The sequence below is a fragment of the Hyphobacterium sp. genome (assembly GCF_965217055.1).
Classification (GTDB): domain Bacteria; phylum Pseudomonadota; class Alphaproteobacteria; order Caulobacterales; family Maricaulaceae; genus Hyphobacterium.
The window spans coordinates 867,170-887,175 of sequence record NZ_OZ244227.1; the positions used below are offsets into that span (position 1 = coordinate 867,170).

The 20,006-nt window shown below is 63.1% G+C and carries 24 protein-coding genes; 16 read left to right on the plus strand and 8 right to left on the minus strand.

What is annotated here, in order from left to right:
• The first annotated feature begins 3 nt into the window (after positions 1–3).
• From ACOOFN_RS04375 to ACOOFN_RS04390, 4 genes are all read left to right on the plus strand, one after another.
• Positions 4–579, plus strand: coding sequence for a cob(I)yrinic acid a,c-diamide adenosyltransferase (locus ACOOFN_RS04375; protein WP_420434054.1), 576 nt, complete (start codon positions 4–6; stop codon positions 577–579).
• Positions 580–698: 119 nt separating this feature from the next.
• Positions 699–1,283 (plus strand): YceI family protein, encoded by a 585-nt coding sequence (locus ACOOFN_RS04380; RefSeq protein WP_420434056.1) that lies wholly within the window; start codon positions 699–701, stop codon positions 1,281–1,283.
• 179 nt (positions 1,284–1,462) lie between these two features.
• On the plus strand, positions 1,463–2,212 hold the full coding sequence (locus ACOOFN_RS04385) for an electron transfer flavoprotein subunit beta/FixA family protein (protein WP_420434058.1): 750 nt from the start codon (positions 1,463–1,465) through the stop codon (positions 2,210–2,212).
• Positions 2,213–3,154, plus strand: a complete 942-nt coding sequence (locus tag ACOOFN_RS04390) for an electron transfer flavoprotein subunit alpha/FixB family protein (protein ID WP_420434060.1) — start codon at positions 2,213–2,215, stop codon at positions 3,152–3,154.
• A gap of 62 nt (positions 3,155–3,216) precedes the next feature.
• On the opposite strand, the gene ACOOFN_RS04395 is transcribed toward ACOOFN_RS04390, so the two are convergent.
• On the minus strand, positions 3,217–3,804 hold the full coding sequence (locus ACOOFN_RS04395) for a TlpA family protein disulfide reductase (protein WP_420434062.1): 588 nt from the start codon (positions 3,802–3,804) through the stop codon (positions 3,217–3,219).
• Positions 3,805–3,834: 30 nt separating this feature from the next.
• Here ACOOFN_RS04395 and argH point away from each other — a divergent pair, with 30 nt between their 5' ends.
• From argH to ACOOFN_RS04410, 3 genes are all read left to right on the plus strand, one after another.
• The gene (argH, locus tag ACOOFN_RS04400; RefSeq protein ID WP_420434064.1) at positions 3,835–5,244 is read left to right on the plus strand and encodes an argininosuccinate lyase; all 1,410 of its coding nucleotides are present in this window, start codon (positions 3,835–3,837) and stop codon (positions 5,242–5,244) included.
• Positions 5,241–5,369 carry an LPS translocon maturation chaperone LptM gene (lptM, locus tag ACOOFN_RS04405; RefSeq protein ID WP_420434066.1) on the plus strand — a complete coding sequence of 43 codons (129 nt, stop codon included), beginning with the start codon at positions 5,241–5,243 and terminating at the stop codon, positions 5,367–5,369. Before argH ends, lptM begins: the two co-directional genes overlap by 4 nt.
• A gap of 62 nt (positions 5,370–5,431) precedes the next feature.
• Positions 5,432–7,978 carry a DUF4175 domain-containing protein gene (locus ACOOFN_RS04410; RefSeq protein ID WP_420434068.1) on the plus strand — a complete coding sequence of 849 codons (2,547 nt, stop codon included), beginning with the start codon at positions 5,432–5,434 and terminating at the stop codon, positions 7,976–7,978.
• Between the two features lie 3 nt (positions 7,979–7,981).
• On the opposite strand, the gene ACOOFN_RS04415 is transcribed toward ACOOFN_RS04410, so the two are convergent.
• Positions 7,982–8,761 carry an MJ0042-type zinc finger domain-containing protein gene (locus ACOOFN_RS04415; RefSeq protein WP_420434070.1) on the minus strand — a complete coding sequence of 260 codons (780 nt, stop codon included), beginning with the start codon at positions 8,759–8,761 and terminating at the stop codon, positions 7,982–7,984.
• Between the two features lie 95 nt (positions 8,762–8,856).
• Between ACOOFN_RS04415 and ftsE the strand changes: the two genes are divergently transcribed.
• The 5 genes from ftsE (at position 8,857) to ACOOFN_RS04440 (ending at position 12,812) form a co-directional block, all read left to right on the plus strand.
• A complete protein-coding gene (gene ftsE, locus ACOOFN_RS04420; RefSeq protein ID WP_420435007.1) occupies positions 8,857–9,525 on the plus strand; it encodes a cell division ATP-binding protein FtsE in 669 nt (222 codons plus the stop codon).
• Complete coding sequence (locus ACOOFN_RS04425; protein WP_420434072.1) at positions 9,522–10,436, plus strand: cell division protein FtsX; 915 nt, start codon at positions 9,522–9,524, stop codon at positions 10,434–10,436. Before ftsE ends, ACOOFN_RS04425 begins: the two co-directional genes overlap by 4 nt.
• 21 nt (positions 10,437–10,457) lie before the next feature.
• Positions 10,458–11,060, plus strand: coding sequence for a YdcF family protein (locus ACOOFN_RS04430; protein WP_420434074.1), 603 nt, complete (start codon positions 10,458–10,460; stop codon positions 11,058–11,060).
• Positions 11,057–11,788 carry a lysophospholipid acyltransferase family protein gene (locus ACOOFN_RS04435; protein WP_420434076.1) on the plus strand — a complete coding sequence of 244 codons (732 nt, stop codon included), beginning with the start codon at positions 11,057–11,059 and terminating at the stop codon, positions 11,786–11,788. Before ACOOFN_RS04430 ends, ACOOFN_RS04435 begins: the two co-directional genes overlap by 4 nt.
• Positions 11,789–11,882: 94 nt before the next feature.
• Positions 11,883–12,812, plus strand: a complete 930-nt coding sequence (locus tag ACOOFN_RS04440; RefSeq protein WP_420435009.1) for a DUF2125 domain-containing protein — start codon at positions 11,883–11,885, stop codon at positions 12,810–12,812.
• Here the strand turns inward: ACOOFN_RS04440 and hisC are convergent.
• Together hisC and ACOOFN_RS04450 are read right to left on the minus strand one after the other, a co-directional pair.
• On the minus strand, positions 12,809–13,894 hold the full coding sequence (gene hisC / locus ACOOFN_RS04445) for a histidinol-phosphate transaminase (protein ID WP_420434078.1): 1,086 nt from the start codon (positions 13,892–13,894) through the stop codon (positions 12,809–12,811). The two genes, ACOOFN_RS04440 and hisC, sit on opposite strands and share 4 nt — an antisense overlap.
• Positions 13,895–13,898: 4 nt before the next feature.
• Positions 13,899–14,654, minus strand: a complete 756-nt coding sequence (locus ACOOFN_RS04450) for a class I SAM-dependent methyltransferase (protein WP_420434080.1) — start codon at positions 14,652–14,654, stop codon at positions 13,899–13,901.
• 83 nt (positions 14,655–14,737) lie between these two features.
• On the opposite strand from ACOOFN_RS04450, the gene gloB reads away from it, so the two are divergent.
• Positions 14,738–15,508 carry a hydroxyacylglutathione hydrolase gene (gene gloB, locus ACOOFN_RS04455; protein ID WP_420434082.1) on the plus strand — a complete coding sequence of 257 codons (771 nt, stop codon included), beginning with the start codon at positions 14,738–14,740 and terminating at the stop codon, positions 15,506–15,508.
• Complete coding sequence (locus ACOOFN_RS04460) at positions 15,505–15,930, plus strand: cupin domain-containing protein (RefSeq protein ID WP_420434084.1); 426 nt, start codon at positions 15,505–15,507, stop codon at positions 15,928–15,930. The genes gloB and ACOOFN_RS04460 overlap by 4 nt, the downstream gene beginning before the upstream one ends.
• On the opposite strand, the gene ACOOFN_RS04465 is transcribed toward ACOOFN_RS04460, so the two are convergent.
• Positions 15,912–16,652, minus strand: coding sequence for a DUF4908 domain-containing protein (locus ACOOFN_RS04465; RefSeq protein WP_420434086.1), 741 nt, complete (start codon positions 16,650–16,652; stop codon positions 15,912–15,914). The two genes, ACOOFN_RS04460 and ACOOFN_RS04465, sit on opposite strands and share 19 nt — an antisense overlap.
• 46 nt (positions 16,653–16,698) lie before the next feature.
• Complete coding sequence (gene phbB / locus ACOOFN_RS04470) at positions 16,699–17,427, minus strand: acetoacetyl-CoA reductase (protein ID WP_420434088.1); 729 nt, start codon at positions 17,425–17,427, stop codon at positions 16,699–16,701.
• A gap of 160 nt (positions 17,428–17,587) precedes the next feature.
• On the opposite strand from phbB, the gene phaR reads away from it, so the two are divergent.
• Entirely contained in the window at positions 17,588–18,178 is a 591-nt protein-coding gene (gene phaR, locus ACOOFN_RS04475) for a polyhydroxyalkanoate synthesis repressor PhaR (protein WP_420434090.1), read from the plus strand.
• A gap of 126 nt (positions 18,179–18,304) precedes the next feature.
• A complete protein-coding gene (locus ACOOFN_RS04480) occupies positions 18,305–18,616 on the plus strand; it encodes a hypothetical protein (RefSeq protein WP_420434092.1) in 312 nt (103 codons plus the stop codon).
• A gap of 135 nt (positions 18,617–18,751) precedes the next feature.
• Here ACOOFN_RS04480 and ACOOFN_RS04485 read toward each other — a convergent pair whose 3' ends face one another.
• Positions 18,752–19,255, minus strand: coding sequence for a hypothetical protein (locus ACOOFN_RS04485; RefSeq protein ID WP_420434094.1), 504 nt, complete (start codon positions 19,253–19,255; stop codon positions 18,752–18,754).
• A gap of 12 nt (positions 19,256–19,267) precedes the next feature.
• Entirely contained in the window at positions 19,268–19,999 is a 732-nt protein-coding gene (locus tag ACOOFN_RS04490; protein ID WP_420434096.1) for a glycosyltransferase family 2 protein, read from the minus strand.
• Positions 20,000–20,006: the final 7 nt, after the last annotated feature.

Consider the following 20,006-nt stretch of genomic DNA (forward strand, 5'->3'; position numbering starts at 1 on the left):
CCCATGGTGCGGCTGACCAGGATTTACACGAAGACCGGTGACAAGGGACGGACACGGCTGGGCGACATGTCCGAAGTCGACAAGACCGATATCCGTGTCGAGGCGTATGGCAGTGTCGACGAGCTTAACGCCGCAATCGGGTTGTCGCGGGCCGCCCTGCCCGGCGCGCCGATGGACACGCTGCTCGCGGGTGTCCAAAATACATTGTTCGACCTCGGCGCGGATTTGTGCGTGCCCGATACCGGCGACGACCCGGGGTTCGAGCCCCTGCGGGTAACAGCAGCTCAGGTCGAGGCATTGGAAACGGCGATCGACGAATGGAATGCCAGGCTTGAGCCGCTTGACAGTTTCGTCCTGCCCGGCGGATCGGAACCGGCGGCCCGGCTGCACTTCGCGCGCACGGTCTGCCGGCGCGCGGAAAGACGGGCAGTGGCATTGTCGCAGGTCGACGAACGGCTGAACGCCGAGACCGTGCGCTATCTCAACCGGCTGTCCGATTTGCTCTTCGTGCTGGCGCGCATAGCGAATGATGAGGGCCGCGCGGACGTAAAATGGGTGCCCGGCAAGGACCGCGATTAGTTCCTGCCAGGAACGAATGATATCCTATGGGCTGGGTTCACTTACGGCACGGCCGGCCTATTTTTTCCACCAGCGGCGTGGTGCCGCCGGTCGACACATAAGTGACAGGGAGCCTCCCCATGAAGTTTTTTACCGCCACCGCCATCGCCGCACTGACCGCGACGGCCGCCCTTGCCGATCCCGTTGAATACGTTTTCGACAAGTCGCATACGGAAATCTCCGCAAGCTGGGTCCATCAGGGCCTGTCTCGGCAGTCCATGCAATTCACCGATTATGACGGCACGCTGATGCTCGATTTCGACACGCCTTCGAACTCGACGATCGACATAAGCTTCAATCTGATCGACGGTATCTGGCCCGGCGCACATCATGACCGCTTCATCGCGCACCTGAACTCCGACGAGATCTTCAACACGGCCGAGTTCCCGACCGCCCACTTTGTGGCGACGGGATTTGAAACCGAGGATGGCGAGACCGGCACCATGACCGGAGACCTGACGCTTGCCGGGACCACCGTTCCGGTGACGCTCGATGTTACGCTGAACCGCCTGCGTGAAGATGGAACCGCCGGCTTTACGGCCACCGGCACCGTAATGCGGAGCGATTGGGGTCCGACCGTCGGCATCTATGCCGGTCCGATCTCGGACGAGGTGATCATCACGATCAATACCGAGCTGGACGTTGCGCCCGACGACGCCGAATAGGTGACGCTTACGTCAGTCTTGGGGAAGGCCGGCCCGGTGGGCCGGCCTTTCTGCATGCGGCATTGTGCAGTGCCGCAGACACGTTGACTTCCACGGTGGGCGATTGCAGTTTCGCGCCCTATTTCTAGACCAAGGATTGATGTGGGCGGCGTTCCGTCCGCGCAGACCGGGGAAGCTCCATGAAAATACTCGTGCCCGTCAAACGGGTCGTCGACTACAATGTGAAGGTCCGGGTGAAACCCGACCAATCCGGTGTCGACCTCGCCAACGTCAAGATGTCGATGAACCCTTTCTGCGAGATCGCGGTGGAAGAAGCCGTGCGCATGAAGGAAAAGGGTGGCGTCGACGAAATCATCGTGGTCTCCATCGGCCCGACCCAGGCGCAGGAAACGATCCGCACCGCGCTGGCCATGGGCGCCGATCGCGGCATCCTGATCCAGACCGATGCGGCTGTCGAACCACTCGCCGTGGCCAAGCTGCTGGCCAAGGTGGTCGAACAGGAAAGCCCGGAACTGGTGATCCTCGGCAAGCAGGCGATCGACGATGATTCCAACCAGACCGGCCAGATGCTCGGTGCCCTGCTCGACTGGCCGCAGGCGACTTTCGCCTCGGAAGTCGCAGTGGCAAATAACCAGGCCAATGTGACGCGCGAGATTGACGGTGGCCTGCAAACGATCGCGGTCGATCTGCCGGCAATCATCACCACTGATCTGCGCCTGAACGAGCCGCGCTATGCCTCGCTGCCGAACATCATGAAAGCCAAGCGCAAGCCGATCGACACCAAGTCGCCGGACGATTACGGCGTCGACATCGCGCCGCGCCTTTCCGTCCTGAAAGTGACCGAGCCGCCGAAGCGCGAAGCGGGCATCAAGGTGGAGAGCGTTGCCGAGCTGGTCGACAAGCTGAAGAACAAGGAAGGGGTGATCTAGATGAGCATCCTACTCGTTGCCGAACACGACAATTCCGCGCTCAACGATGCGACGCGCGCAGCCGTTACGGCCGCCAAGGCAATCGGTGGTGACATCCATGTGCTGGTGGCCGGGTCCGGTGCCGGCGATGTGGCGAAAGCCGCGGCCGGTCTCGACGGTGTGGCCAAGGTGCTGCACGCTGACGGCGATGCCTTCGCCAAGCCGACGGCGGAGGCGCTGGAGGCGCTGATCCTGCCACTGATGGACAATTATGACGTGCTGATGGCCGTTGCTTCGACGACCGGCAAGAACTTCGCGCCGCGCATCGCCGCCAAGCTGGACGTGATGCAGATCTCCGAGATCGTCGCAGTGGAAAGTGCCGACACTTTCGTGCGGCCGATCTATGCCGGCAATGCGATGATGACCGTCCAGTCTTCGGACACCAAGAAGGTCATCACCGTGCGTCCGACCACTTTCGAGAAGGTCGGCGATGGCGGCGCGGCCAGCGTCGAAAGCATCGACGCGCCGGCCGGCCCGTTCAAGTCGCAATTCGTTTCGGAAGAGCTGTCCAAGTCGGATCGTCCGGAGCTCACTGCCGCAAAGATCGTCGTTTCCGGCGGCCGCGGCATGCAGTCGGGCGACAATTTCGTGCTGCTCGACAAGATCGCCGACAAGCTCAACGCCGCTGTCGGTGCCTCGCGGGCTGCGGTCGATGCGGGCTATGTGCCGAACGATTACCAGGTCGGCCAGACCGGCAAGGTGGTCGCGCCCGAGCTTTACATCGCGGTCGGCATTTCCGGCGCGATCCAGCACCTGGCGGGGATGAAGGACTCCAAGATCATCGTCGCCATCAACAAGGACGAGGAAGCGCCGATCTTCTCGGTCGCCGATTACGGTCTTGTCGCCGACCTGTTCAAGGCGCTGCCGGAACTGGAAGCAGAATTGACCAAGGTTGGGCTGTAGTCCCACCGGTCACCTGACGATCAAGGGCTCCGGCATGCCGGAGCCCTTTTTCGTTGGCGATCCTAGCCTCCCATTTGGATCGCCGCTTCGACGAGCGCGTGGGCGTCTTCCGAATTCCATTCCGCATCCCGCGGCATGCGCCCCATCTCCACGCCGCGGCGATTATAGATGATCGAGATCGGCAGACCCCTCGCCCCGACCGCCGTGGGACCGGCAAAGGAATTGTCGTGATAGATCGGCAGGTGCTGCAGCCCGGTTTCCTGGAAGAAGCGTTCTGCTTCCTCGATCCGGCGGTCGGCGCTGATCGTCACCACCTGGAAATCCTCGCTGCCATAGCGCGCCTGTAACTCGTCCAGCGCCGGCATCTCGACAATGCAGGGCGCGCACCAGGTTGCCCAGTAATTGACCAGCAGAACCTGGCCCTCGAAATCGGCGAGCGTGTGCTCGGTGCCGGCGGGGTCGATGAAAGTATGGGCCGGGCGCGGCGGCGGGCTTTCCAGCGTCTGGAACGCCGACATTTCGCCCCTGGCATAGCTGGCAAGGCCCGTGGGCGGCGGTCCCTGCATACCGGAAAACAGCACATAGGCGATTGCCGCGACCAAAATGACCGTGCAAGTGATAATGCCGAACTTGATATGCGATGCCTGCATCGCTGAACCCTTTCACGACTGGACCCGGCCATGACGGACGGAAAAAACACCAATGCGCTGTGGGGAGGCCGTTTCAGCGGCTCTCCCTCGGAGATCATGGAAACCATCAATGCCTCGATCGATGTCGATCAGCGCATGGCGCTGGAGGACATTGCCGGCTCCCTTGCCCATGCCCGAATGTTGGCCGCAACGGGTATCATTTCAAGCAAGGATGCGGAGGCCATCGAAAGCGGGTTGCTGACGATCAGCGGTGAAGTCGAGCGCGGCGAAGCCCGCTGGAGCGCGGCGCTGGAAGACATCCACATGAATATCGAAGCGCGGCTGCGCGACCTTGTCGGCGAAGCGGCGGGGCGCCTTCACACGGCACGTTCGCGCAATGACCAGGTGGCAACCGATTTCCGGCTCTGGCTGCGCGCCGCCTGCGACCGCATCGACGCTCACCTGTCCGCCTACCAGGCCGCGCTCGTCGCCCAGGCACAGTCCCACGCCGGTACCGTGATGCCCGGCTTTACCCATCTGCAAACCGCGCAACCGGTCAGCCTTGGCCATCACCTGTTGTGCTGGGTCGAGGCCGCGGAGCGTGATCGCGGCCGGTTTGCCGATGCCAGGCGCCGGCTGAATGAATGCCCGCTTGGCGCCGCTGCACTGGCCGGCACCGCGTTTCCCATTGATCGCGCGCAAACCGCCGAAGCGCTCGGGTTCGACCGGCCGATGGCGAATTCTCTAGATGCCGTGGCCACCCGCGATTTCGCTCTGGAAGTGCTTGCGGCGGCTGCGATCTGTGCCACCAATCTGTCGCGCTTCGCCGAGGAGATCGTGCTCTGGACCTCGAAACGGTTCAATTTCGCCGCGCTGTCGGATGCGTGGTCGACCGGTTCGTCGATCATGCCGCAGAAACGCAATCCGGATGCGGCCGAGCTGGTACGCGCAAAGCCCGGCCGGATTGCTGGCGCACTGCAGACGCTGATCATCGTGGTGAAGGGCCTGCCGCTGGCCTATTCCAAAGATCTGCAGGAAGACAAGGCGCCGGTGTTCCAGGCGATCGACGATCTCGAGCTCGCGCTGGCCGCAATGGCGGGCATGGCCGCCGATCTGTCGTTTAACACCGACGCGATGGCCGAGGCGGCCGGTGAAGCCTATTCGGATGCGACCGATCTTGCCGATTTCGTGGTCCGCGAACTCGGCAAGCCGTTCCGCGATGCGCACCACATCGCCGGAAGTCTCGTGAAACTGGCGGAAGCGCGAAACGTGCCGTTGTCCGGCCTTTCGCTCGACGAGATGAAAACGGTCGAGCCCGACCTCACGGATGACGTTTTTTCGGTGCTGTCGGCGCGCGCCTCCATGGAAAGCCGCACCAGCTATGGCGGAACGGCGCCGGTGCGCGTAAAAGAACAGGCCGAGCACTGGTCCGCGCGCCTGAAGGAGAGACAGGGTCAATGAAGAAGCTTGTCACACTGATTGTCATCATCGGCGGGCTGAGTGTCGCAGGATGCGGATTGCGCGGTGAGCTGGAGCGTCCGCCACCCGTGTGGAGCGGACCGGAACAGCCCAGCGAAGATCGCTAGATCACCAAGATGTAATGCAGGTCCGGCTATGCCTTGCGGCGTGACGTGATAGCCTTGCACGCATGAGACTCTGGCCTCTGATACAAGCGCGACTCGCGCTTTACTGGGAGACGCTGGCACCGGTGTTGTGGCCGGGTGTCCTGCTGATTGGCCTGTATGCCGCGGTTTCGGTCTTCGGTCTGTGGGACCAGCTGGGCGATCCGTGGCGCGCAATCACCTATGCCGGCGTGGTCGGCGCCGCGGTCTGGATCGGCTGGCGTCGGTGGCAGACGATCAACTGGCCGGATACCGAGGCTGCAGCGCGGCGTGTTGAAGCGGATTCCGGAATTTCAGCGCGCCCGCATGAAGCGCTAGCGGACCGGCCCGCGAAACCGACGGCCGAAGACGAGGCGGTCTGGGCGGCGCACCAGCAGCGCATGGCCGAGCGGCTGCGCGGCGCCTTCGCACGGCGGCCGCATGCGGCTTGGGCCCGCGCTGATGGCTGGGGCTTGCGCGGAGCTGTCCTGGTCGTGATTTTTGCGGGCTGGATTTCAGCCGGAGACCTGGCGCGCGGGCGCCTGTTCGAGAGTTTCGGCCTCGCACCTGTCTATCGCGGTGTTGAAATCGCACAGGTCGATATCTGGCTGAACCCGCCCGCCTATACCGGGCTCGCGCCGATCTTCTTCCTGGACGGGCAGACCGAGGCGCGCGCCCCGGCCGGATCGGAACTCGTGGTCCGCACGGCCGGCATCCGCCGCGCGCCGAGCCTGCGAAATGGCCGTGAACGTGCCGAGAACCGGTCTATCGGCGATGGTGTGTGGCAAAGTCATCTGGTGATTGACGACAGCGCAGTCGTGACCTTGCGGGCGGGTCGCGAACGCGCCGCCTACCGCATTGAGGCCATTCCCGACACGGCGCCCGACGTCAGGATCATTGCCAACCCCGAAGCGAATGTCGATGGCGAGCTGACCCTCGAATTCACGGTCGAGGATGATTATGGCGCCACCGATTTCCAGGTGGAGTTCCGGCCGGAAGGTGACGCCAGTGCCGACTGGTCGGTGATCACAGTAGAGCCGACCGATTTCACGCGATCGGACGCGGGCTTCACCGCAGTGATCTCAACGGCGCGTCATGAACTGGCCGGGTCGCGCGTCGATTTACGCATCGCGGCGCAGGATGGCGGCGGCAATACCGGCCGCTCGCCCAGTATCGCCCTCACCCTGCCGGCGCGCGTCTTTCTCGACCCGCTGGCCCGCGCCGTATCGGAGCAACGCCGCATCGTGATCGCCGCACCCCGGCAGTATTCGCCGCTGCCCGAAAGACCGTCACTCGACATGGAAGACGTGCAGGCGCTGCCGCCCTTCCAGGGTGACGAGCCCGAACGGCGCATCGAGCGCGCATCGGAAGCCTTGCAATCGGTCGCGCGCGCCCTCGATGCGATTACCGATGCACCGGCCTATTTCTTCGAGGACCGGATGGTGTTTCTCGGTCTTCGCAGTGAGTTGCACCGGCTTCGGCGGGCGCGTTCCTTCGACGAGGTCGGGCCAATCGAGGATAATCTCTGGCAGATCGCGCTGCGGGCCGAACTGGGCTCGCTCGCCGATGCCGAGCGTGCCTTGCGCGCTGCCGAACGCGCATTGATGGAAGCGCTCGCGCGTGGTGCCGACGAAACCGAGCTGGCACCCTTGTTCGATGCCTATCAGCAGGCGATGGACAATTACCTTGCCGCGCTCGCCCGCGAAGCGGCCGAGGAAGGCCGGGTGGCCGAAGGCCAGGGCGGCAATAACCAGCTCGATACGCAAGGCCTGCAGGAATTGCTCGAAGCGCTTCGCGATGCCGCCGAGCTGGGTGATACCGCGAATGCCCGCGACGCCCTGCAATCGCTCGGCGAATTGCTGCGAAACCTGGAGCTGACGCTGCAACAGGGCCAGGGAGATGGCGAAAGATCCGACGAGATCAGCGAAGCGATGCGGGAGGCCCTCGAAGAACTGGGCGACGTGATCGGTGAACAGCGCCAATTGCAGGACGAGACATTCGAGCAGGCAGAGGGCGGGCAGCAAGGTCAAAGCCAGGGTCAACCCGGCCAACCCGGTCAACCGGGCAGTGAAGACGGTTCACAAATGGGCCAGAGCCCCGATCAAAATGCGCAGCCGGGCGCCAATACGCCGGGTACGCAGGCGCTGGCCGATGCACAGGGCGATCTGGCGCAGCGGCTGGACTCGCTGGCGCAGGCGCTTCCCGGTGAGAGCGGTGAAAGCTTCGGCGATGCGGCCGACGCCATGCGGCGCGCGGAAGAGGCCCTTGAAAACGGCGATGCACAAGGCGCTGTCGGTCAACAGGAACAAGCGCTGCAATCGCTTCGCGACGGCGCCGAACGGCTGGCGCAGAATCTGCTCGAACGGGCTCAGGACGCGCAACAGGCCGGCAATGAGGGCGACACCGATCCGCTCGGGCGGCCAAGGGATTCCGGTGGGTTCTCGGACGGCTCTGGCGTTGAAATTCCCGATGAAGCCGAACGCTTGCGAGCCCGCGAGATCCTGGAGGAATTACGCGAGCGCGCGGCAGAGCAAGGACTCGACCAGGACGAGCTCGACTATATCGAACGTCTGCTGGACCGGTTCGGATCCTGACGCCTAATGGTGATTGTCCGCTTCCGAAGCTGTGGCTTCAGCATGTTGCGTTTCGGCGACCGGGTCCGGGTGATCGCCCTCCGCAGCGGTCAGACCCGCGAGCGTGATTTCGACTTCCCGTGCCGTCGCGGGCGGATCAGCCACGACCGACGTAAACGCCCGCCGTTCGCCGGGCGCCAATGCCTCGCCCTCGACAATCACGGTCCATTCCAGAACAGCGGCGCCGGTTTCCGACAGCAGCCGCGCCTGAAGCGGCGGAGCGGGACGCGCCTGACGGTCGATATTGCGAATTTCTCCGGTCAGGACCACGGTGGGGATGCCATGCTCTTCACCGCGTTCGATTTCCAGCGTGTCGATGGCCATGCCATAGGCATTCGCCTCAAGACCGACGGCCGCATACGCGCTGGACGCTTGCGGCCATACGCTGACAATGTCCGCACGAAACAACACGCCCACGAGCAACGCGCCGGCGACGGCCACGCCGACGCCACCCCAGGCGCCGGCCGCAGCTTTCTTGATCTGCAGCTGTCGGCGCTGTTCAGCACGTTCGCGAAACGCCCGGTGGACGGCTTTCGGCGCCGCCGGTTCGATCTCCTGAACGGGCTCGGGCTCCGGTTCCGGCGCGGCCGGGATCGGATCGATCGCTTCAAGAACCGGCTCGTCCTCATTCCGCGCGGTCCAGATATGCCCGCACGCAGCACACTTCACCCGGCGCCCATTGATGCCAATGGCCGACGGATTTGCGCGATAACGCGTGTCACAACTCGGACAGCTCAGTATCATGCGGGTCCGATTCACTGTTTGAGGCAGCCGCAGCTGCGGGAAATACTTTGACCGAAACTGGCGCGAACCCCTTTCCACAAAGTGAATCCGAGGTGATTGTCCGCTTCGACGCCGTTGGCATGCGCTACGGGCGCGGTCCCGAAATCCTGAAAGACGTTTCGTTCGAACTCGAACGTGGCAGTTTCACCTTCCTGACGGGCCCGTCCGGGGCCGGGAAAACCTCATTGCTGCGGCTGATCTACATGGCGCACAAGGCCTCGCGCGGCGTTGTCGAACATTTCGGATTCGACACTGCCGCGTTGCGGCGAAAGGACCTCCCGGACTTGCGCCGGCGGATCGGCGTCGTGTTCCAGGAATTCCGGATGCTCGAACATTTGAGCGTATTCGAGAATGTCGCCCTGCCATTGCGCGTCGCCGGACAGAAGCGATCGGACTACGCCGAAGACATTGCGGAGCTTATCAGCTGGGTGGGGCTCGCCCACCACATGGATTCTCGCCCGGCAACCCTTTCGGGAGGCGAACAGCAACGTGTGGCCATCGCGCGCGCAGTGGTCAATCAGCCGGAATTGCTGATTGCCGACGAACCCACCGGCAATGTCGATCCCGACATGGCGCGGCGCCTGTTACGACTGTTCGTGGAGCTCAACAGGCTGGGTACGACCGTGTTGATCGCAACGCATGATCTGGCATTGGTCCGCGCGCTGGAAGCGCCGGTGATGACGCTGGCCGATGGCCGGCTGACCTACCGGGAGCGTGCAGCATGAGCGAGGAAACGCCGCACGTCCCGCCGCCTCCTGCGGGCGGCAATTCACCCCTGCTGCCTCCGGATTCGGGGCGCGATCGTCCGCTGTTTGCCGTCGCCGCCATCCTGGTGTTCCTCGCTTGCCTAGCCGCCTTGGGTGCCCGCGGGGCCTGGACATCAAGCGAGCGCTGGATGAGCGATCTGGAGGGATCCCTGACGGTGCAGATCCGGCCGGCGGCCGATCGCGACGCGGCGGACGATGCCGCGCGCGCGGCTGCACTGATCGCGGACCTGCCCGGAATCGCTTCGGCAACGCCGCGCGATCGGGCCGCATCCGAAGCGCTGCTCGAACCCTGGTTCGGTTCCGGCGGCCTGCCTGCGGACCTGCCGGTCCCGCTGCTGATCGATGTCGAGTTGGCCGATATCGATATCCTGCCGATCGAGGACATGGCCGCAACACTGGAAGCCGCCGGTATCGCAGCAGACATCGACGATCACGGGCGCTGGAGTGATGCGGTTGCGCGGGCCGGCCAGCTGGCGCGGCTTCTGGCGATCGGCTTGCTTTTGCTGATCCTTGGCGCCGCTGCGGCGGTGATTGCCTTTGCTGCGCGTGCGTCGCTGGCTGCACGGCAGGATGTCGCAGACGCCCTGCATATTGTGGGCGCGACAGACGGATATGTCGCCGGCCTGTTCCAGCGGCGCTTTTTCGCGCTTGGTCTCAAGGCCGGGCTGGCGGGAGCCGGATTTGCCGCCCTGATCGCGATTCTGGTGGCGGTGGGAGGAAGTAATGCCGATGCGCTCTATTTCCTTCCGGAGCTGATTTTTGCGCCGTTCGAAATCGCGGCGCTCGCCGCCGCCCCGTTTCTTGCCGGGTTTGTCGCCGCACTGTCGGCGCGGCTGGCGGTAAAAGAGGAATTGCGTAAGCGTTGGTGAGCAATAAGAGGCGATATCGCAATGGCACGTAGGCGTGCGGATACCGGAAGCTGGTTCTCGGGGCTGGCATTTCTCATTGTGTTTGGCGTTCTGGCGGGATTCGCCGGCTATGCCGGGCATGTCTCCGCGCTCGATCCGCCTGCCCGGCTCGAAGCCGACGGAATCATCGCACTGACCGGCGGCGAAGGCCGGCTTCAACGGGCGGTATCCCTGCTCGAGGACGGCGCGGGGCGGCGGCTGCTGGTTTCCGGCGTCAATCCGTCTGTCACGGCCGAGGCTCTGCGCAGCACGGCCGATATCGACCCGGCCCTGTTTGCCTGTTGCATCGACCTCGGTCGCGAAGCCACCGACACCGTCGGAAATGCCCGCGAAGCGCTGGAATGGGCCGAGGCTCACGCATTCGACCGGATAATCGTTGTGACGTCGGATTATCACATTCCACGGTCGATCCTTGAATTGCGGGCGGTCATGCCGGATCGCGTGTTGATCGCCTTTCCGGTCGCTTCGCCGCGCCCCTGGCACAACGCGACGGCCGCACGCCGCTGGGTGCTGGAATATCTCAAATTCGCAGCGGTCTTCATGCGCGAGATGATGCGCGGCGCCTTCTCGGGAGACGGGGAATGAAACCTGCTGGGCCGATCACGCTTTTGCGGTCGCTGCTATTCGTGCTCTGGATGTACGGCACGATGATGATCATCGGCTTTGCAGTGATCTGGCTGTTGTTGTTGCCGCGCAGCTGGTCGCGCGCGGTGTTCCGGTTCTGGCTGACGCTGGTATTCGGCGGCCTCAAAGTGATCTGCGGCCAGAGTTATGAAGTGCGCGGGCGCGAGAACCTGCCCGAAGGCGGTGCGCTGATTGCCTCGCGTCATGAAAGCATGATGGAAACCCAGGCCTTCTGGCAGATCCTCGATGATCCGGCGATCATTCTGAAGAAGGAGCTTTCCTTGCTGCCTGTCTTCGGCTGGTTCGCCGTCAAGCTGGGCAATATCGTCGTCGATCGCGGCGCCGCAGCCAAAGCGTTGCGCAAGATGCTGCGCGATGCCCGAAGCCGCGCCGAGGACGGGCGGCAGATCCTCATTTTCCCGGAAGGCACGCGGATGGCACCGGGCGAATTCACGGACCTCAAGCCCGGCGTCGCCGGCCTCTATGGGGCCATGAATGTCCCTTGCGTACCGGTCGCTTTGGACAGTGGCGACTTCTGGGCGGGACGCGGCATTGTGCGGCGGCCCGGCAAGGCGGTCATCCAATTCCTCGAACCGATTGCACCTGGAATGTCACGGGACAGCTTCATGCAGACGCTGCAATCGCGTATTGAGAAGGGAACACGCGAGTTGCGCGATAGCCGGTCCTAGCGCCGTCCAACCAGGAATTTCCATGCCCAAACGTTTTGCGTTTCCCGTTCTGACCATTGTGGTCGTGCTGCTCATCTACACTGCCTACTGGTTTGTGGCGCGCGGGCAGATCGAGCGATATGTGACAGAGTGGGAAGCGGAGCAGCTCGCGGCCGGGTTCCAGATCGAGCACGCCAATGTTCGTATTGGCGGATTTCCCTACCGGTTTTCGGTCTCCACGGAAGGCTTGATCGTCCGCGCGCCGGAAAGCGAAGGCGGCTGGCGGCTGGCGCTCGACCGGTTCGAGGCCAACGCGCTGCCCTATGATTTCCAGCACTGGATCGTATCGCTGGGCGACAGCCTGGAGTTTTCGCGGAATGGCGAGGGCCTGGCGTTCATGGCGGAAGAGGCACGGTTCAGCTTTTCCGGCCGGGGCGGCGTCACGCAACGCATTGGCGCCAGCATTGATGCGCTTGAAATTGCCGCGATCGGCAGCGGAAGACCGCCGGTGACAGCGGCGGGTCAGGTCCGGCTTAGCGCTGCGACAAGCGAGAGCGGCGAGCTTGCAGTGCAGGCACAGCTCGAAGATGTGACTCTCGCAGCGGACCGGATCGATCCCATTCTCTCGCGTTCGTTCGGCGACCGGATCACGCTGCTGCAAGCGGACTTCAGCGTGTCGGAATGGCCAATCCTGGCGCAATCCGCCAATCTGGCGACCTGGTCGGGAGCGTCCGGCGAGTACACACTTCGTGCGTTCAACATCGATTGGGGCCGGCTCGATCTCGAGGCTGAAGGGCAATTGTCGCTGGATCCGCAATTGCGGCCGACGGGGCGCATCAGTCTGAGCCTTCTCGATCCGGAAGCGGTCGTGGACGCGATGATAGAATCCGGAGCGGTGTCGCAGGAAAACGCGGGCGCGATGCGGCTGGTAGCACAATCGGCCCCGCGCTCCGACAACGGGACATCCATCCCGCTCTCCTTCCGCAATGGTGGCGTCTATTTCGGGCCGGTCAGGCTCGGGGATTCCGGGCCGATCCTGCCCTAGGCCATGAATTCGGCCAGCGCATCGGCGACCTTGCGGTTCTCATCGTCAAGGCCGATCGTGATGCGAAGCGCATTGGGCAAGCCGTATGCCGCGACCGGCCGCACGATCAGCCCGCGTTTGGTGAGAAATGCATCGGCCTCGGCGGCCGTCTTCCCGGGCGTCTCGGGAAAATGCACCAGCACGAAATTGCAGACGCTCGGCGTGACCTCCAGGCCGAGTCCGCCAAGTTGCTGCCGCATGAAAGCGAGACCGTGCCGATTGTGCTCGGCGGAACGCTGCTGGAAATCGGCATCCTTGATTGCGGCAATGCCGGCCTCGATAGCCGGCAGATTGACGTTGAAGGGTCCGCGCACCCGGTTCAGCACGTCGATGATCGACGCGTCGGCATAAGCCCAGCCCAGACGGACACCGGCGAGACCGTGAATCTTCGAGAAAGTGCGTGTAACGACGATGTTGTCGTACTCGCGCGCAAGATCAAATGCGGTTTCGTAGTCCGGCTCGTCGACATATTCGGCATAGGCCTCGTCGACGACGAGCAGTGTCGTCTCCGGAAGGGCTTCGCGCAGTCTACGGATATCATCGTGCGAAACATAGGTGCCGGTCGGATTGTTGGGATTGGCGATGAAGACGATGCGGGCATCGTCACCTGCAGCCTCGATGATTGCGTCGACATCGGTAGTCAGATCCCTTTCCGGCGCGCTGACCAGTTCGGCACCCGATTGCATCGCTACCAGCCGGTAGACCAGGAAGCCGTATTGCGACTGCACGACCTTGTCGCCCGGCGCCAGGTAGGCGCGGCCGAGCAGCTGCAGCAGCTCGTCGGAGCCGGTGCCGCAAACGATGCGGTCAGCATCAATCCCATTGGCGTCGGCAATGGCTTCACGCAAGCGGGTCGCCCCGCCATCCGGATAGAGGTTCAGCTTGCGCGATGCCGCCTCAAAGACCGCGCGCGCCTTCGGCGAGCAGCCCATCGGGTTCTCATTGGACGACAGCTTCACCGGATTGGCAATTCCGGGCGCGTCCGCGGCCCCCGGCTTGTAGGGTTTGATGTCCAGAATGCCGGGGCGCGGTTGCAGCGTCATGTCATTATTCCTCTCGCCGGGTTTGGCGAGGAGATAGCGCGGGGGCGGGGGCGCCTTCAAGTCCGGGCAACCGAACGCGCGCAGGACGGACCCGCCTGGGCGTGAGTGCACCGGTGTTCTTGATCGCCTCGGTCAGGATAAGCCCGCCCAGTTTCGGCATGAGTTTTTCGCCGACTCGTTCCCAGCTGAGCGCGCGATCTCCCTTGCACGCCCATTTCCAAGGCGGAGCGAAGAGCGCACGAGACCAGGCTGTCGGGGTAAAGGCGGCATCGTCGAGGAGACGTGCAAGTTGGCCGCGCGAGAACGGCCGCCCATGACCGAATGGCGTGGCCTCGACGCGTGCCCACAGTCCGGCGCGATTGGGTGCGATTAGCGCCACCCGCCCTTGCGGTGCCGTTATCCGCCACAGCTCGCGCAGCAGATGCGCCGGCGAAAGCGATTCCTCGAGGGCGTGCACCAGCAGGACGCGATCGAACATGGCGTCACGGAACGGCAAGTGGGTTTCCTCGCCGAGTACGGTACGGGACGGTCGACCGCCGGGCCAGCGAACCGCTCCCTGTTCGGCGGGCATGAAGGCCAGCCGGCGGCGCGCCTTTTGCCCCCACCCGTCAAGCAATGGCGGGCCATAGCCGATCGCCAGGACATCGTAATTGTCGAGCTGCGGCCACAGGGCGTTCAGCCGGCGGGCGATCATGGCACTGGCGGCGCGACCCTGCTCGGTCCGATAGAATTGGTCGATCTGAAGCGCATCCGTGCGCATGGGGGCGGTTTCCAATCAGGCTTCGGACATGTCAATCTGGTGGTCCTAGGCTAACAGCCCGTTGGAACAAGGAAACGGTTTTGATGCGTAATCTGGAGATCCGGCAGTTTCCCTGCCTGTCCGACAATTACGGTTTTCTGGTGCATGATTCCGAGAGCGGCGAGACGGCGGCGATCGATACACCCGACGCCGATGCCTATCTGAAGGCGGCGTCCGAAGCGGGCTGGACCATTACCCAGATCTGGAACACCCACCATCATTTCGACCATGCCGGTGGCAATGCCGCCCTGAAGGCGGCGACCGGTGCGACTGTTTATGCACCGATCTATGACCGCCATCGCATCACGGACGTCGACCACTGGGTTGCGGATGGCGACCGGGTAACGCTCGGCGTGCATGTCGCCAACGTCATCCATACGCCGGGGCACACGCTCGGCCATGTCGTCTACCATTTCGCGGCGGACCGGGTTGCCTTTGTCGGCGACACGCTGTTCGCGCTCGGTTGCGGCCGGCTGTTCGAGGGTTCACCCGGGGATATGTGGCAAAGCCTGTCGCGCCTGCGCGCCTGGCCGGACGATACCGTGATCTATTGTGCGCACGAGTATACGCAGGCCAATGCCGCTTTTGCGCGGAGCGTCGATCCCGACAATCCGGCACTCGCGGACTATGCGCGGGAGGTCGGCGAGAAGCGTGCCATTGGCCTGCCCACCGTGCCGACCAGCATAGGAAAGGAGAAGGCGGCCAATCCCTTCCTGCGACCCGATGATCCCACCCTGGCGCAATCAATCGGGCTTGAAGGCTCCGGACCGGTGGACGTGTTTGCCGAGGTTCGTGCGCGGAAGGACCGGTTTTGACGGTCGAAGAAATCATCCGGACGCTCTCGCTCTCACCGCATCCGGAAGGCGGTTGGTTCCGCGAGATGTTCCGTGATGACGCCGGTGACGGCCGCGCCTTTTCGACCGCGATCTATTTCCTGCTCGACAAGGGCGAGCGGTCACACTGGCATCGTGTCGACGCGGCCGAAGTCTGGCACTGGTATGCCGGTGGCCCGCTGCAGCTCTCGATATCGGTGGACGGGCACGAACGCATCCACACGCTCGGCACCGACCTTCGCGCCGGTCAACGGCCGCAAGCGGTCGTGCCGGCTCAGGCCTGGCAGAGCGCACAAAGTCTCGGCGAGTGGACGCTGGTCGGATGCACCGTGGCGCCGGGTTTCGAGTTCGACGGTTTCGAGCTGGCGGTGCCGGGCTGGTCGCCTCAGGACGGCGTCTCGTAGGCGACGAGATAACGCGCAATACGTGTCGAGGACGGGCGTCCGGCATAACCTGATAGCGGATTGACGCGTATCATCAGGAGATCATCGGCGACGGTCATGTCCACCCAGTCGGATGGCGCGATTTTCAGCCTCTGGAGAAAATCCAGTGTGGCACCGGCTGAACGTGCGCGCTCGATGCCGGTCACGGCGAGGTCGATGGCGTCAACCATCAGGCCGAGACCGTCGCGTGGCGCCGCTCCGTACTCGACCTGGACGGGACGGCCCATGATCGCGGCAAGTTGATGCGCTGCGCGCGCCGAGCGTTCGCGCAGGGCATCGACATCGGCCGACGGCAACGCGATCGCGCGCGCCGGCTCCCAGAGCTCGGCAATGACACCGTTGGGCTGGTCTTCGGGATAATAGGTGATCGCTCCGATCGAGGAGACCCGGATAATCTCCTCGCCCCAATCGGTCTCGAAGCTGGTGCCGCCATTCGGCGCGCGCTGCGGCACCAGGACGAGCACTTCGTCAGCGTCGAGGGGCTTGAGCAACCAGTTCTCGCTGGACCGGTCGAGGACAAAACCGCGACGGCCGTCCTGACGGTGAAACTCGGCAACATCCGGCACTTCGCTGCGGCGGCTGCGCCGCTGACGTAGCGGATTGTCAGCGCCTGCCCAGGCAGCCGGAACGCTGCTGACCGTGCCGGACAGCAAGGCCGCGAGGAGGATTCTGCGCGTTATCATTGATCCCTGAATGCCTGCCCAGAAGGGCGAAATTAGGGCGCAAATGCTAACCGGAGACGTACTGGCCGCCATTGGCAGCGAGCGTCGCACCGGTGACGAATCCGGCATCGTCGCTGCACAGATAGACCACTGCGGCACCAATCTCCTCGGCCTTGCCGAGCCGGTTCACCGGAATACCGCCAATGATGTTCTGAAGCACAGCCTCCGGTACGGCAGCCACCATGTCGGTGTCGATATAACCGGGGGCCACGCAATTCACCGTAATGCCCTTTCGCGCGGTTTCCTGCGCCAAACCCTTGGTGAAACCGATGACGCCGGCCTTGGCGGCCGAATAGTTGACCTGTCCCATCTGGCCCTTCTGGCCGTTGATCGACGAAATATTGACAATCCGGCCGAAGCCGTTCTCGCGCATGGCGTCGATCACCGGCCGTGTCATGTTGAAAAGCGAGGTCAGGTCGACCCGGATGACGTCATTCCATTGTTCGGGCGTCATCTTGTGGAACATGCCGTCACGGGTAATGCCGGCATTATTGACCAAAACCTCGAGCGGACCGCCCTGGGCCTCGGCAGCCTCGGCAAGGCCGGCAACACAGGCGTCATAGTCGCCGACATCCCATTTGAAGGCGGGAATGCCGGTTTTGTCACTGAATTCCCTGGCCTTCTCGTCATTGCCGGCATAATTGGCGGCGACGTCGTATCCGGCGTCTTTCAGCTTCATCGCAATCGCCGCACCGATGCCACGGGTGCCGCCCGTTACCAAAGCTCTGCGTCCCATATCCCTGCCCTATCCGCTAGCGGTCTGTTTTCCTGCAGTTGCGTCACGCGCTTGCAGCAATCGCCAAGGAAAGCAATTATCCCCGCGCAATCGCTCCGTGCGTGTTCGCCTCTCCGGCGTATAGCAGCGCATGGATGCCTTTTAAAGGAGTTCGCCGGTCATGAGCAGGAAAGAAAATGCTGCGGACACAATCGTCATCAAGAAGTATGCGAACCGACGGCTCTATGACACGTCCACCAGCCAGTACGTAACCCTGGAATACGTGCGAAAGCTGGTGAAGGACGGCACGGATTTTACCGTGGTGGATGCGAAATCCGGCGAGGACCTGACGCATGGCGTCCTTAGCCAGATCATTTTCGAAGAAGAAGCCCGCGGCGAGAACCTGCTGCCCCTGCCTTTCCTGCGGCAATTGATCCAATATTACGACGACAGCCTGCAAGCGGTCGTACCGAGCTATCTGCAGGCAACCATGGAAGCCTTCGCCCAGCAGCACGAAGCAATGCGGGAACGGTTTTCCGGCTCGATCCATTCGCCACAGGCGATGATGGAAGCCTTCGAGGAACAGACCCGCCGCAACATGGAAATGTTTGGCCAGGCCATGCAGATGTTCAACCCGTATCTGGCCGGTGAAAACGCAGCCTCAGACGCACCGGAATCGTCCGGCGACGGCGAGGACAGCGCGGAACTAAAGGCGATGCGGGCAGAGCTCGATGCAATGCGCGCCAAGATCGATAAATTGTCCGGTGGCTGACTGTTTCAATTCGTTACGCAAGTCTTAACGGTGCGGTCGCGGACGCGCCGAAATGGCCTGTTTTGCGCCTGAAACACGGTTAATCCGCTCTTAACAGCTGGCATCCGGCTTGCGGATAGACCGGTCATGACAACGATTCGTGGCCTCCTGACCTATGTTCCGAACCGCAGCGTGTCCCGCGTTGCGCCGGTCAGCGACGCAACGACCTCGCAAGACCGGCCGCCGCGGCGTGATCTCCCGTCTCCCTCTGTTGTCCCGGCAGAGGCGCGCCACACCAATGAGACGCTGATTTCCGCGGCGGCCGCTTATGAATTGTCGGTACAACCGCGACGGCGTGGCCTGAAGGCCGACATGTCCGAACGCGCCCGCTATCTGCGCGCATATTCGCGCCCGACCCACGCGCAAACGCCGCCCCCGGCCTGGGAGCGGCGCGCATGATCCGGTTTGAAGTGTTTCAGCGCCGGCTGGCCATAGCCCTTGATGTGACCATCGCTGCCGGGCTGCTCTTCCTGTTGGCGTAGGGCCAGGCCACCGTCACCGGCCGCCGGGCGCTACCAATCCAATTCGACGCTTCTACTCTGCCACCGCCAGGTCACGGCGCGCCGCGACGATGGTGATGATGAAGCCTGCCAGCGTATCGATCAGCGTCATCGACATCAGGATGAAGAAGACCGAGGTCGCATATGATCCGACCAGCAGGAAAAGCGCCAGGCAGACAACGAAGACCAGCATCGACAGACCGTGATTCATGATCGTCGCAGTGCCGGACCCGGCCGCCTTCACCGTTTCGATAAACAGGAAGATGAGGCCGAGGATGACGAGAATGTCACCGAGGCTGAGTTGCCATTCCTCGCCCGACACCATGGTCAGGCTGAACAGGACCGACGACACGGCTTCCTGGCCGCCTATCAGGGCGACGATCGAATAAATGATCACCGGAATGATCATCAATGGAAAAATATTAAACAAGGCTCCACCCCCTCTTTGCTGACCATCCTCACCGGCCGCACGTCGCTCTCGCGCGCGGCGGCTGGCCATCATTCCGAGGAAAAACCCCTGATCGCCACCGTTGGCCATGACACACTCCTATCAAAGCTCGTCCGAACCCCCGGCGTTTCGTGCCCGCGAGTTCAGCCACATTACCCCTAGCATGTCAGACAATGAGGCGAAAAGCCGACCGACGTTCGTATATTTCGATTTTCCGGCGCCGCGTGGCCTGTGACCCACATCACGAAACTCCGCCAGATAGCCCTCGCGCTTGAACAGCGCATATAGAAACCGGTGCTGGTGATCGAAGAATGGCAATTCGAGATAAGCCTCACGGTAGAAGGCTTTAAGACCGCAGCCGGTATCGTCGGCATCGTCACGCAACAAGGCCTTGCGGATCCCGTTTCCGATCCGTGAGGCAAATTTCTTCGAGGCGGAATCCTGTCGATTTGTCCGTCTTCCGCCGACGACGACGAGGTTTTCAGGTGCGTCAGCACGGGTCAGAGCGTCAATCAGGGCTGGCAGATCGGCAGGCGGATTCTGGCCGTCGCCATCCATCGTGCCGATGATTGCGCCTCGCGCTGCGAGGATTCCGGTGCGCAAGGAGCGTGACTGGCCGGCATTGTGGCGATGGGAAATCACGCGAAGGGCCGGGAAGCGATTTTTTGCGGCAACCAGTTCCGAGCGGGTCTCGTCGGTCGAACAATCATCGACGAAAATCATTTCGTACTGGCGGCCCGACAACGCATCGGCGATTTCCGCCGCAAGCTGGGCTACATTGCCCGCTTCGTTGTGGGCGGGTACCACCACGGAGATATCTGGCGTCTCGGTCATTCACGGT